Source organism: Staphylococcus sp. OJ82, from assembly GCF_000294465.1.
Taxonomy (GTDB): domain Bacteria; phylum Bacillota; class Bacilli; order Staphylococcales; family Staphylococcaceae; genus Staphylococcus; species Staphylococcus equorum.
Genome location: NZ_ALPU01000010.1, coordinates 155202 through 168700, shown reverse-complemented (window position 1 = coordinate 168700; position 13499 = coordinate 155202). Strand labels below are relative to the sequence as shown.

Sequence of the window (13499 nt, the reverse complement as noted above, 5' to 3'; positions counted from 1 at the left end):
AAACGCTTACAAATCAATAATAGCATTAAACAAGCGCAAATTAAAGTACCAATAGCCTACTTATATGAAAAAACAGAACCTAAATGAAATAGATTCTGTTACTTTTGTAATATATATAATAATGTAACGTAGGTTTTGCTAAATTTAAAGTTTTTAAATGCTAGATTTTACGTGTTAAAAAGTGATTTTAAAAGTTGTATATTTACCTATTTCACTTTCAACTTGAATGGTGCCATGATTCAATTCAATTATTTTTTTAGCAATAGATAGACCAAGTCCATTTCCACCTAATTTACGAGATCGTGATTTATCGACTCTATAAAAACGGTCAAAGATAAATTCGATGTCTTCTTTAGGAATACCAACACCATGGTCTGTTATCTCAATAGAAATTTGTTTATTTCTCAGATTGGTTTGAATATGAATATGTTTGTTATGTTGATCATATTTCATAGCGTTATCAATGAAAATAATTAGTATTTGCTCTAATTGATAACGATTAATTTTAATATTAAGTGGTTTAGGAAAAGCTTCAAATTCAAATTTATAGTCCTGATGTAATTGTTTTAATGATTTTATGCGAGAAGTAATTTCCTGATTGATATCTACATTTTCGATTTCTCCATCACGACTATTATTATTATCTTTTGTGAGTAAGAGAAGTTCTTCTACTAATTTTGTAATCCTCATCATTTCTTCTAGGGAAATGTCTAAAGATTCTTCGAGTATTGCTGCATCTTTTTTTCCCCAACGTTGAATTAAATTTAAATGACCTTGGATAATTTGCAATGGCGTACGTAATTCGTGAGAAGCGTCTTCCACGAATTGTCTTTGTTGATTAAAAGATTCTTCCAATTGGAACATCATTTCGTTAAACGTAACGATTAAATTATCTGTTTCTTCATAGTTTGTATTTAATTCTACTTTTTCTTGGAAACCATCTCTACGTATTTGTTGCATTTTGTTAGACATCAATATTAATGGCTTTGTAATTTGTGATGAGAAAAAGTAACTAACAATGGCAGTGATAAACGTTGCAATGATGCCGAAAATAAGCGCAATAAAATATAAAGAGTTTACGAGTGTATTATAGTCTTCTAATGAATGGACAATGACACTATATCCTTTGAAACTTTGAGAATCGATACGTTGCGTTATAGTCAAGTATTCTGTATTATGGTGATTTTTAATGGACGCTTGATTTGCATCTTTAGTCGCAAAATTGGGCGTGTAGCCTATCGTATTATCATTTGAAGTTTCCATTAATTTGTTGCCGTGGTCATTGTATAGTATCACTTTCTGAAAGTTGCCTAAAGAAGCATTTAAATCTAAGGGTGTTATATCTTCAATTTGTTTAGTTTCAAAAAGATTTACAATATCTGACGAACTACGTTCTGCCTCAGTAAATTCATTGTGGCGTAAACTATTACTCAAGAAGAATATAATAATTAAACTAAAAATAAATATCGTTGAAAACGTTATTGTTGTTGTTATCATCATCCATTTTGTTTTTAATTTTCTTTGCTTCATTGTCTAACCACATAGCCGACGCCACGAACTGTTTCGATGTATTTATCTTTACCATAGGGTTTGAGTTTGTTTCTTAAATAACGAATATAAACATCTACAACGTTCGTTTCAACTTCAGTATCATATCCCCAGACATCAGTAATAATTTGTTCTCTTTGTAAAACATGATTTTTATTAACAGCAAGTAAATATAATAAATCATATTCTGTTTTCGTTAAATCTAATGATTCCCCCTCTACAGTGACCTTAAAAGCATCCTTGTCTATAATGATACCTTTGATATCGATGACATTCTTTTGTGGCTGTCTACGAAGCATAGCACGTATTCTAGCTAGTAATTCTTCTATATCAAATGGTTTAACAATATAATCGTCAGCGCCATAATCTAAACCTGCGACTTTATCATATGTATCACTTTTTGCAGTAATAATAATAATTGGTGTTGTTTGTTTTTGACGAATTTGACGGCAAATTTCTAAGCCATTGATATTTGGTAGCATCAAATCCAAGAGTATAAGGTCGTAATTATTGGATAATGCTTTTTCTAAACCAGGACGTCCATCGTATTCTATATCTACAGTGTAATCTTCGTGTTCAAGTTCAAGTTCTATAAAGCGAGCAAGATTTTGTTCATCTTCTACTATTAATATTTTTGTCATAAGTTGCACCTCAAATTATATTTTAAATGAAAATACATCATGTAGGAAGTTATTACTAATAATTGTATAATATTTGTTGCTTTTATACGAGAAATATTCAAACTAATAAATCATATAATATAGCGCTATGTTAACCTTTTAAAGGATATTGAATTTTGATATATAAGAAATTATAAAAAATACCCAATTCTAATTGACAATAATTCTCAGTGTTGTATAATGTAATTGAAAATGATTATCAATTCCAAACTTAAGACATTCCCCCCCACACGAATTTCGATCTTATTGGATTGATCATTTTCAGAAATATCCCCTTTTATATGCCCGTAAAAGACTAACGTTGCGAGACAACGTGAATATAAAGACCGGTTTTACTTTGTAAAATCGGTTTTTATAATAAATTTTGACACAAAAGCAACAAGTTAAGTTATATATCGAGTTGCTAAGAATTTAGGCAAGCCAAACGTTAATATTGACGTTTGGCTTGTTTTTTGCGATTAAATTAAGACAAGATCTTTACAGAATCATAAATAAATAGCTGCCGAAAAGTCACTAACTTTTCGGCAGCTATTTATAGAATCGGGCATAAATACATGTCTCAGCCTCAATCATTATATTGACAGTGGCTGACTAATTTGAAAGTATGCTTATAGCAAGCTTTTAAAGTACTACTACTTCGTTTATGAAGACAAGTAGTTATTATACAAGCGCTTCAGCTCTTGTATTTCATTTTTTAGTCAGCTGTGCTGTGGGGTGCGACGACAAGAAACTTGTTAGAAACGATAGATTTCTGTCTCATTCCCTGTCTTATTGTTAATAACTATCAATAAACACTAGACTTGTAGTTTATGTCTTAAAATAAGCGTTGGTAGTACGACACAGAACGCGCCACCAATTACACCAGCAATGATATCAGTTGGATAGTGTACACCAAGGTATACACGAGATGATGATATTAGGATGATAAATAATGCAGATAATCCTATCATAAATGCTCTAGATTTACCTTGTAGTACTCTATTAGCGATATACATTGTACTACCAAAGAATGTGGCGGAGCCCATAGCATGACCACTTGGGAAACTAAACCCAGAAATATCGATGAGTCTTAGCAATGTTGGACGTTCTCTATCAAAGAGGTTTTTTAGCAAAGGGTTTAAAGTGCCAGATAAACTCATTGCAATAGCAAAAAATAAAGCTTCAATATTTAATCGTTTTAGCATTAAATAAGCAATTAATAATAGTGATAAACAGACCATCGCCCATACTTCACCAATCTTAGTAACGCCTAAGAAGAAAGTAGTCGTAATAAAACTTTCAGAAGAATAGATAAATTCATATACTTCATTATCAATCCATTTTCCTAATCTAGATTCATGAAAAAATGCAATGATGCCAAATATTAAAGTGAAAATGATTAGTAATGATATTCGTTTCCATCGACTCATTGCATATGACCTCCCATTAGTTTAGTGCGTCATTAATAATTTTGTTGAATAAATCTTGACGCGTATAGCTTTCTTTATATGTTTGCATTTGTTTAACTATTGATTCACGGTTAGCTTCAATTTCACTGAGCTGTGTTATTAATTGTGTTTCAGTTAACGTATCTTCTGGTAATGTTTTACCAAAACCTTTAGATTCAAAATTCTTAGCGTTATCAATTTGATCACCACGAGACTGATCTAAACCAAGTGGAATTAATAGCATAGGAATTCTAAGTGCTAAAAATTCATAAATCGCATTTGAGCCAGCACGACTAATAACTGTATCAGTAATTGCTAATAAGTCTGTTAAATCATCTTTCACAAATTCAAATTGAGTATACTCCTCTTTATTTGAATATTGTTTTTCTAACAATCCTTTACCAGTTAAATGTACAACTTGATAGTTTTCATTAAGTGCATCTAAATTTTGTCGTATGATTTCATTTAATTTTTTACTACCTAGACTGCCTCCCATAACGAGCAATACTTTTTTATTCTTAGTAAATTTAGTAAGTTGATAACCTCGGTTTTTATCACCAGTTTTCAAATCTTCACGTACTGTTGCACCAACGAAATCTGCTTTATCTTTAGGAAGATACTGTAATGTATCTTCAAAAGTAGTATAGATTTTCTTAGCAAATTTGAGTGAAATCTTGTTAGCTAAGCCAGGAGTTAAATCTGATTCATGAATTATTGTAGGAATTTTTAAAGATTTTGCAGCCATAACTACTGGGACCGATACAAAACCACCTTTTGAAAATAATAAATCAGGTTTTTCTTTCTTTAATACTTTTCTCGCATCTAATATACCTTTTAGTACTTTGAATACGTCTTTTATATTATCCCAAGAAATATAACGTCTTAATTTACCACTAGAAATTGAATAATATTTGATTTCAGGTAATTGAGATTCAATCATCTCGCGTTCAATCCCTTTTTTTGAACCAATGTAAAAGGCTTCATAACCTTCTTCTAAGGCAGTGGGTATTAAACTTAAATTGACTGAGACATGTCCAACAGTGCCTCCCCCAGTAAATGCGATTTTAGTCATATTATAACCTCTATTCTTCTAATTTTTTATAATAGGCATAAAAGGGTTCTCCTTTATTAAAAGGAGGATAATCAATTTCTGCCTCGCCTACTTTTTTAAAACCAAATTTATTAAACAGAACTTGTGCACGCTTGTTTAATGCAAATGTATCTGTCACCAAAACGTGAATATCATGGTCGAGTGCAAGTTTAACCGCAAAGTTAAACAACTGAGTAGCAGCCCCTTTATAAGTTGCTGATCCAGCAAGTCTGTGGATTACATATGCATCACTTCTGTCAATTGGCCATTCTAATTCATCATACCACTCTGATTGTTGTTGGTCGACAACTATAAAAGCATAAATTATAGAATTTTCTTCTAGTACATAAAGTGTTCCTTTTTGTATATCATCTTTAAACTGCTGTTCCAAAGGATATTGTTCATCCCACTGATTATTATTATCTTGTTTCATGATTGCTTTAGCTTCTTTTACAATTTTTAGCACACTTGATAAATCATTTTTGTTGGCAATTCTAATCATAGAAATAGTACCTCACTATAGTTAATTTAATTTTTTAAGAAGTTTTTGTAAAACAGTGTCTTCTTTATTGGCTTTGTTGACAAGCGCTTGAGTGAACTTTTCATTTGTTTTTTTGTCGAATGTGCCATTTACTTCCAAATTATTTTCTTTTTGGAATGATTCAATAGCAGTTTGCAAAGCATTATCAAATTCATTAGAGTTATTATTTACTTTATGGCCCAATGCAGATAATCCTACCTTCATTGTTTTAACATTTTTATCGCTATCCCCTAACTCATATGTTTTATCATTAGGTATAACATTTAAAGTTTGATATTCTGGTTCACTAATTTTCACATCTGGCTTAATTCCCTTGCCATGAATGTAGTGTGAATTTGGTGTTAGCCATTTCATATTGGTAAATTTTAATAATGATCCGTCATCGAATTCATTTGTTGTTTGAACAACACCTTTACCAAATGTTTTAGAACCATAAACCTTGGCTTTGTCATAGTCTTTCATAGCGCCTGTAAACACTTCGGAAGCACTTGCAGAACCTTTATTAACAAGAATTGATACTTCCATGTCTTTTGCTTCTTTTAACGCGTCATTAGAAGCTGTTATTTCTTCTTTGTGATCGCCTTTTTGAAGTTGTACGACAGTTTCACCTTTATCAATAAAAATATTAGCCATTTTAATTGCTTCATCTAATAAACCACCTGGGTTATTTCTTAAGTCTAAAACAATTTTGCGCACGCCGTCTTTATGTGCTTTGATAATCGCAGATTTTAATTCACCTGCAGTACTATCTTGGAATTTGTTGATAGTAAAAACGCCAATGTCATTTTGTTTTTCATATTCAACGCTTTTCACGTGTATTTTATCACGCTTAATTGTAATATCATGGGCTTGATTAGCTCTTTCAATTGTTAGAGTAACATTCGTTCCTTTTTTGCCACGTACTTTTTTTACGATGGCTTCCAATGGTTGCCCTTTAATAGATTTACCATCAACTTTAGTCACAACATCTTTAGGTTGTATACCTGCTTTTTCAGCTGGTGAATCTTTCATTGGACTTGTAATTTCAATTTTATTACCTTTCTTTTGCATTTCTGCGCCGATGCCTACAAAGTCTCCAGAAACATCTTCATTAAAAGATTTTGTTTCTTTTTTAGTCATATAATCAGAATACGGGTCATCTAATTCTTTTACCATTCCATTAATAGCAGCTTCAGATAATTTTTCGGAATCTGTTTCTTTATAGTATTCATCATTTAAAGTTTTATAAACTTCTTGGACCTTTTGCATTTCTGTTCGTTGATCACTATTTAATCCGCTTTTCCAATTACTAACGCCAATTGTTGCAAATACTGCAATGAGTGCTGTGATAATCACAGTAACTATTATTAATAAAATAAAATGACTGCGTTTGAAATTTAAAAATTTAGATTTATTTTGGTGATTATTATTGTTATTACTGTCGTTGTTATTTTCCTCATATATGTCATTATGATCTGACATTTAATCACTTCCTACTACATATGTAAAAATTACTGTTAAAGTTCAGCTAAAATAAAAAAGCTGGGATTGAACCATATTCGATTAATCCCAGCTACTTATATGATACTATAATATTTTAATATATTTGAATCTATTTACACAAATATTAAGTGATTTAAAATTTTAGCCATTCTGTATATTCTTCATATAAATCATCGAACACAGCCATTGAAATGGGATAATTACCTTGTGTCTCTATATAATCAGATATATTATGAAAATCTTTCTCTTGCCTTGGAAAAGATAAATCATCAAAAATTTCTTCTGCTAATTCACCTTTTTCATTTTTACGACCTCTTGCCGTTAGCACAAATTGATAAAATGAATGATCTTTCATTAGTTCATTGTCACATCAACGATTTTTGTTTCGCCTTTAATAATAGAATTTACATCCTCAATATTAAGAGATGATGTATTATCAGAATTTGTGATAATGATTGGTGATATTACAGATTTCGCATTTTCTTTAATATAATCTAAGTCAAAACGTAATAATGGATCTCCAACGCTTACTGCATCTCCACTTTCGACTAAAACTTCAAATCCCTTACCATCCAATTGAACTGTGTCTAAACCGATATGAACGAGTAATTCTAAACCATTATCAGCTTTTAAACCAATAGCATGTTTAGTAGGAAATACATTATCTACTTTTCCGTCGATTGGTGATACGACTTCGCCTTCTGTTGGGTTTACTCCAAAACCTTCGCCCATCATTTTTTGTGCGAAAACTGGATCTGGAATATCTTCGATTTTTACATATTCCCCTGTAATTGGCGCATAAATAACGCTATCCTTATTGACTTCTTTACCTTTGCCGAATAATTTTTTAAACATATCTTGTTCGCTCCTTATTTTTCAAAATGTGATATTAAATCTTCATAGCCTAATTCTTCAAGCTTTTCGAAAGGAATAAATTGAACTGCCGCGGAATTAATACAATATCTTAAACCGCCACTTTCTTTCGGTCCATCATTAAATACATGACCTAGATGACTATTTGCATCTTCTGAGCGTACTTCTGTACGTACCATGCCGAAAGTTTTGTCTACAAGTTCAACTACTTCTTCATCATCTAGAGCTTTAGAAAAACTAGGCCAACCACAATCTGATTCAAATTTTTCTTCTGAGGTGAATAAAGGTTTTCCTGAAATTTTATCGACATAAATGCCTTTTTCATAATGGTTCCAGTACTCATTTTGGAATGGAGGTTCTGTTCCATTTTCTTGAGTGACTAGGTATTCCATTTCATTTAAACTATCTTTACTTTTTTTAATCATTTTGTTCCCCCCAATGTTTTTCTATAAATGCTTTACGTCCTGATCCGCGTTGATATTGCTCATAATGCAGTGGATTTTTCTTATAATAATCTTGGTGTTGTGATTCAGCAGGATAAAAGTTTTTATAAGGTTTAATGGGTGTAATTACAGGATTATTAAAAATAGCCTGTTCATTTAATTGCTGTATTTTTGCCTCTGCAGCTTTCTTTTGTTCTTCATTGTGATAAAAAATGGCCGGTTCGTAGTGTTCACCACGATCAAAAAATTGGCCACCATTATCAGTTGGGTCAAATGTTTTGAAATAAACATCTAAAATATTTTCGAAGGAAGTGATTTCAGAGTTATATGTGATTTGTACTGCTTCTACATGACCAGTTTGGTTCGTGCTTACACTTTCGTAAGTAGGATTATCCAAATGGCCACCACTATAACCAGAAACAACATTTTCGATACCTGGATAAGAAGTAAAAGGTTTAACTAAACACCAGAAACAACCGCCAGCTAATGTCGCATAAGCCATAATATACCTCCTATATCTATTTTGTCATAAAGTTACCATTATTTTAAGAGATATGCTATCAAATTGTTTATAAATAATATAAATACTGTAAATTTTCTTAATAATAGTAACTACGTATATGAATCAAGATTATATTAAGATCTTAAAACAATTAAACCAATTGCACCTTGACCTGCATGTGTTGAAATAACAGGTGTTGTTACATTAGTATCAAAATGATTGAAATTAAATTCTTCAGAAAATTGCTTTTTAACCTTATCTACAAATTCGATGACATTGGCATGAGCAATACCAATAGATTTTATATTCTTATCACCTATAAAGTGACTTATTTCTTTCTTTAAAAATTGAACACTTGCATTTTGCGTACGTGAATTGTGTAACATTTCAAGTTTTCCATCAACAATTGTACCGATTGGCTTAATTTTCATCATATTCCCAATTAAACCTTTTGTTTTACTAATACGTCCACCCTTAATAAGTTGATTAAGTTGGCCTATAACGACATAAAGTTTAATGTTTTTTTGCAATTCATTCAATTTTTCAATAATTTTTTCAGTTGGAATACCTTCATTATTCCAATCTACAACGTGCTGAATTTGATAACCTAAACCAAAAGAAATTGATTTAGAGTCTATAACAGTTACATTGCTATCAGTAATTTGACTGGCTTGTAGCGCAGTTTGATAAGTACCACTTAATCCTGAAGTGATATGAATACTAATGATTTCAGAACCATCAGCACCTAATTCATCATACATCTCAATGAATTTGCCAATAGCTGGTTGACTTGTTTTAACATCTGCATCATCCTGTATTTTTTGTATATATGCTTCAGAAGTGATATCTACTTGATCTACATATGATTTTCCATCAATTGTTAAGTTAAGTGGTACAACATGGATATCATTTTCAACCAAATAGTCATTTGATAAGTCTGAAGTTGAATCGGTTACAATTTTCTTTTTAATCATAATGTCCTCCTATGAATTTTTCTTACGAATTAAATGTAAAAAAGTATGAGGAATTGTATTTTTTTCGTCTAATTCCCCTTTAACTGATGATTCGACTTCCCAGTCTTCGAATGTATAAGGTGGGAAAAATGTATCCCCATTAAATTTATCTTCAATCACTGTGATATACATATCGTCAACTTTATCAATCATTTCTTCAAATAATGATTGGCCACCAAATACGAAAATATGGCCAGGTAAATCAAATATATCCTCCATAGAATGAATGACATCAACGCCCTCATGTTGAAATGATTTATTTCTAGTTAATACAACGTTTCGCCTGTTAGGAAGTGGTTTTCCTATAGAGTCAAACGTTGCGCGCCCCATCACAAGTGTATGGTTAGTGCTTAATTTTTTTACATGCTTAAGATCATTCGGTAAATGCCAAGGTAATGTGTTATCTACGCCGATAACACGTTGTTGGTCATGCGCCACAAGTATTGAAAGTGTCATAAATTTCCTCCTTAATGCTAATATAACAAGATTTTAACTTTACTTTTTAATATTCATTATATATTAAGATATTAATCAATTTTAATCGTTTTGTAGATTACACTGCTATTGGTGCTTTTATTGCTGGATGAGAGTCATAATCTATAATTTCCAGATCTTCGTAATTGATATCGAAAATAGAAGCATCACTATTGATTTTTAATTGAGGTGGTTCAAAACCATCACGTGATAATTGTGTTTCTATAGCGTCAATATGATTAGCGTAAATATGTGCATCACCAAATGTATGCACAAATTCTCCCACCTCTAGTCCGCATTCCTTAGCAATTAAATGCGTTAATAAGCTATAACTAGCAATATTAAAAGGGACGCCTAGAAATATATCTGCGCTTCTTTGATAAAGCTGACAACTTAATTTACCCTCATGTACATAGAATTGAAACATCGTATGACATGGTGGTAATGCCATGGTATCTATTTCAGTTGGATTCCAAGCTGACACAATATGACGTCGAGAATTTGGATTGTTTTTGATTTGTTCTATAACAGTCTTAAGTTGATCGAAATGGTTACCATCTTTATCTTCCCAGTCGCGCCATTGTTTACCATATACATTTCCTAAGTCACCAAATTTTTGGGCAAATGCATCATCGTTTAAAATCTGTTGTTTGAACTGTTGCATTTGTTCCTTATATATTTTATTAAATGATTCATCTGCTTGTGCTCTATGTCCAAAATCGGTCATATCTGGTCCTTTATAATCTGATGATTTTACATAATTTTCAAACGCCCATTCATTCCAAATGTTGTTATTATATTGGAGTAAATATTTAATGTTCGTATCACCTTTAATAAACCACAATAACTCCGTGGCAATTAATTTGAAGGATACTTTTTTAGTTGTTAATAAAGGAAACCCTTTCGAGAGATCAAATCTTAATTGATGTCCGAATTTTGAAATTGTACCTGTATTTGTGCGATCATTTTTTTGTTTACCGATGTCTAAAATTTCTTCGCATAGATTGTGATATGATTGATCAAAACTATTAAGCATAACAACCACACTCCTTTCTATTATTTATATTTATCTTATTGGAAATCACTAACAATTAAAAGAGTTTACTATTAATAGTGTAAAAAATAAGTCATTTTATACAAAGTATACATTATTTCTTTGAGAACGTTTAAAATGTAGCATTATTTTTAAATTTAAAAAACCAACTTACCATATCTTAAATAATAAGTAAGATATAATAGGTTGGTTTAAAGTAACGTTTATCCAGATTCAAACACTATTACCATTTAATATAAAATAACAGATTATATTAAATTAAGTAACTAGCAATATTCATCGAAAGCATCTTTGATATCCATACAAATATCTTGAATATCTCTACCTTCAATATGTTCACGAGGAATAAAATGTTTTAATTCTTGACCTTTAAATAAAGCGTATGATGGACTTGATGGTACTTGCTGAATAAATGATCTCATTTCTTCAGTAGCTTCTTTGTCTTGTCCTGCAAAAACTGTGACTTTATTACTAGGTTTTTTATCATTTTGTTCAACTACAGTCACTGCTGCAGGTCTTGCTAACCCAGCTGCGCAACCACATGTAGAGTTAATAACTACAAAAGTTGTGTCATCTGCTGCGACATTGTTCATATAATTAGAAACTGCTTCAGCAGATTCTAAACTTTCAAAATCATGTTCTGTTAATTCACTACGCATTTGAGTAGATAATTCATTCATATAAGCATCATATGCATTCATTGATAACACTCCTAAAATTTATCTTTTAATTCATTTTTATCAGTAATTACTTGTTTCTGTTAGCAATTTGTTTCCAAACAGATCCTAAAGCTTCGTCACCATTTTCTATTCTAGAAATTGCCATCTCTATTTGTAATTTGACTTCGTATGCAGGGTCATCTGCATGTGCTCTTAATGATTCGAGTTGTTCAGGACCACCTTCGTCAAAGATAAACATTGCTGCTCTCCATCTTACAATCTTTTGCGAATCATTTAACGCTTTTTCCATTTCTGGCAGCGCTTGTTTAAAACCTAAATCGCTTAAACAATCTCCTGCTGTACGTCTTACAGCAGGACTTTTGTCATTTAAACCTTTAAACAAATAAGGTAATACAGCTTTGTCTTCCACCATTCCAAGTAGTACGATAGCTTCACGTCTCAAGGGTATTTTTTGCTCATCACTCACTGCTTCACCTAATAATGGAAAATCTTGTACAGTTGGTGTTGGAAAGGATTTTAACATTCTTAATCGTTCTTTCCAATCATCAGCAGCTTGGTAAGCTTCAAGGGAAACATGTTGATATTGCTTTTCTGGAACAACAATATTTGTAGCTAATGCTTCTTGCACAAGTGTTTTTAATCGTTCCTCAGGATAAATAGCAGTGATTTCTTCAAATACTTCAGACATAATCTCATCTAAATCACCATAGCGCACACCTAAATCATCCCATTTACGAAGAAAGACGATATTATCATTATCTTTTTGTGCAGCTAGCATGCTGTCGATATAAACTTCTGGTAATTGTTTGCGTTTTTCTTCAGAGCTTGTAGTAAGTTTAATTTGATAAGGAATGCCTTTAAATTTTAATACTTCAGCCTTAACCTCTCCGTAATGCTCATCTGGTAAAGGTTCATTTATTTCTTCTTGGTCTTCATTTAACGTTGCAGTTACATTAGGTAAAACATCTTCCCAATCAAATTTTGGCTTTTTGTCCACTGCTAAAAAGTCCATGACATGGAATATAGACTTAACGCCTTCGATTGCTAATACATCATTAATAAAATGAGGTTGTCCCTCGGCAACTGCAGTATACGTATTTGATTTATTATCTTCTCTTTTCTCACTCAAGACAATTTTCATTGTATTTGGACTTGGTGTAGGTTCAACACGAACAATTTCCATCAAGGAACCTCCTTGTTATATTTATATTCTTTCTAACGTAGCTAATATATTCGGTAATACATCATCCCACTCAACATTAGCTTGTTTATCAACTGAAATAAAATCCATAGCTTGGAATATAGATTTTACGCCTTCTACTTCTAATACTGCATTAATAAATTCAGGCTGTCCTTCTTTTACTTTAGTATACGTATTGGGTTTTGTGTCTCCACCTTCAACGCTATATACAAATTTCATTGTATTTGGATTTGGTGTTGCTTCTACATTTAAAATTTCCATTATAAATCCTCCTTATTGTAATTCATTTCCTATTTGTTTGATTTGTTTTCCAATTGAACACTCATTTATACAAAAGTGATGTGCTTGGGTTTTTCCTTCAGTCTTTCTGATATGGTTTTTAAGTAAGCATTCTTTGCAGTAGGTGTTCATTAAATGATCTATCGCATCAATTGCTTCTTTTTCAGAATAAGTTAGAATAAACTTCACTCTCCTGTGTTTCTGTAAATAAA

General features: G+C 31.5%; 17 protein-coding genes. All 17 read right to left on the bottom strand.

Annotated features, from left to right (window positions below; translation table 11 throughout):
* Window positions 1–174 precede the first annotated feature (174 nt).
* The gene (locus SOJ_RS08270) at window positions 175–1530 is read right to left on the bottom strand and encodes a HAMP domain-containing sensor histidine kinase (RefSeq protein WP_002507614.1); all 1356 of its coding nucleotides are present in this window, start codon (window positions 1528–1530) and stop codon (window positions 175–177) included.
* Window positions 1527–2189, bottom strand: coding sequence for a response regulator transcription factor (locus SOJ_RS08265; RefSeq protein WP_002507613.1), 663 nt, complete (start codon window positions 2187–2189; stop codon window positions 1527–1529). The genes SOJ_RS08270 and SOJ_RS08265 overlap by 4 nt, the downstream gene beginning before the upstream one ends.
* Before the next feature lie 833 nt (window positions 2190–3022).
* Window positions 3023–3637 carry a phosphatase PAP2 family protein gene (locus SOJ_RS08260; protein WP_002507612.1) on the bottom strand — a complete coding sequence of 205 codons (615 nt, stop codon included), beginning with the start codon at window positions 3635–3637 and terminating at the stop codon, window positions 3023–3025.
* Between the two features lie 16 nt (window positions 3638–3653).
* Window positions 3654–4727 (bottom strand): undecaprenyldiphospho-muramoylpentapeptide beta-N-acetylglucosaminyltransferase, encoded by a 1074-nt coding sequence (locus tag SOJ_RS08255; RefSeq protein WP_002507611.1) that lies wholly within the window; start codon window positions 4725–4727, stop codon window positions 3654–3656.
* Window positions 4728–4737: 10 nt separating this feature from the next.
* Entirely contained in the window at window positions 4738–5247 is a 510-nt protein-coding gene (locus SOJ_RS08250) for a GNAT family N-acetyltransferase (protein ID WP_002507610.1), read from the bottom strand.
* Window positions 5248–5268: 21 nt separating this feature from the next.
* Window positions 5269–6747: a S41 family peptidase gene (locus SOJ_RS08245; RefSeq protein ID WP_002507609.1), complete on the bottom strand. Its 1479-nt coding sequence runs from the start codon at window positions 6745–6747 to the stop codon at window positions 5269–5271.
* Window positions 6748–6901: 154 nt separating this feature from the next.
* Window positions 6902–7123, bottom strand: a complete 222-nt coding sequence (locus SOJ_RS08240) for a YozE family protein (RefSeq protein ID WP_002507608.1) — start codon at window positions 7121–7123, stop codon at window positions 6902–6904.
* Complete coding sequence (locus SOJ_RS08235) at window positions 7123–7623, bottom strand: PTS sugar transporter subunit IIA (protein ID WP_002507607.1); 501 nt, start codon at window positions 7621–7623, stop codon at window positions 7123–7125. The genes SOJ_RS08240 and SOJ_RS08235 overlap by 1 nt, the downstream gene beginning before the upstream one ends.
* 14 nt (window positions 7624–7637) lie before the next feature.
* The gene (msrB, locus tag SOJ_RS08230) at window positions 7638–8066 is read right to left on the bottom strand and encodes a peptide-methionine (R)-S-oxide reductase MsrB (protein ID WP_002507606.1); all 429 of its coding nucleotides are present in this window, start codon (window positions 8064–8066) and stop codon (window positions 7638–7640) included.
* Entirely contained in the window at window positions 8059–8586 is a 528-nt protein-coding gene (gene msrA, locus SOJ_RS08225) for a peptide-methionine (S)-S-oxide reductase MsrA (RefSeq protein ID WP_002507605.1), read from the bottom strand. The genes msrB and msrA overlap by 8 nt, the downstream gene beginning before the upstream one ends.
* Window positions 8587–8720: 134 nt before the next feature.
* Window positions 8721–9560 (bottom strand): DegV family protein, encoded by an 840-nt coding sequence (locus SOJ_RS08220; RefSeq protein ID WP_002507604.1) that lies wholly within the window; start codon window positions 9558–9560, stop codon window positions 8721–8723.
* Window positions 9561–9569: 9 nt separating this feature from the next.
* Window positions 9570–10055, bottom strand: coding sequence for a dihydrofolate reductase (locus tag SOJ_RS08215; protein ID WP_002507603.1), 486 nt, complete (start codon window positions 10053–10055; stop codon window positions 9570–9572).
* A gap of 97 nt (window positions 10056–10152) precedes the next feature.
* Entirely contained in the window at window positions 10153–11109 is a 957-nt protein-coding gene (locus tag SOJ_RS08210; RefSeq protein WP_002507602.1) for a thymidylate synthase, read from the bottom strand.
* Window positions 11110–11393: 284 nt separating this feature from the next.
* Window positions 11394–11828, bottom strand: coding sequence for a bacilliredoxin BrxA (brxA, locus tag SOJ_RS08205; RefSeq protein ID WP_002507601.1), 435 nt, complete (start codon window positions 11826–11828; stop codon window positions 11394–11396).
* A gap of 46 nt (window positions 11829–11874) precedes the next feature.
* Complete coding sequence (locus SOJ_RS08200; protein ID WP_002507600.1) at window positions 11875–12990, bottom strand: conserved virulence factor C family protein; 1116 nt, start codon at window positions 12988–12990, stop codon at window positions 11875–11877.
* A gap of 21 nt (window positions 12991–13011) precedes the next feature.
* Window positions 13012–13269, bottom strand: coding sequence for a NifU N-terminal domain-containing protein (locus SOJ_RS08195; protein WP_002507599.1), 258 nt, complete (start codon window positions 13267–13269; stop codon window positions 13012–13014).
* Window positions 13270–13281: 12 nt separating this feature from the next.
* Window positions 13282–13476: a zinc-finger domain-containing protein gene (locus SOJ_RS08190; RefSeq protein WP_021339191.1), complete on the bottom strand. Its 195-nt coding sequence runs from the start codon at window positions 13474–13476 to the stop codon at window positions 13282–13284.
* Window positions 13477–13499 lie beyond the last annotated feature (23 nt).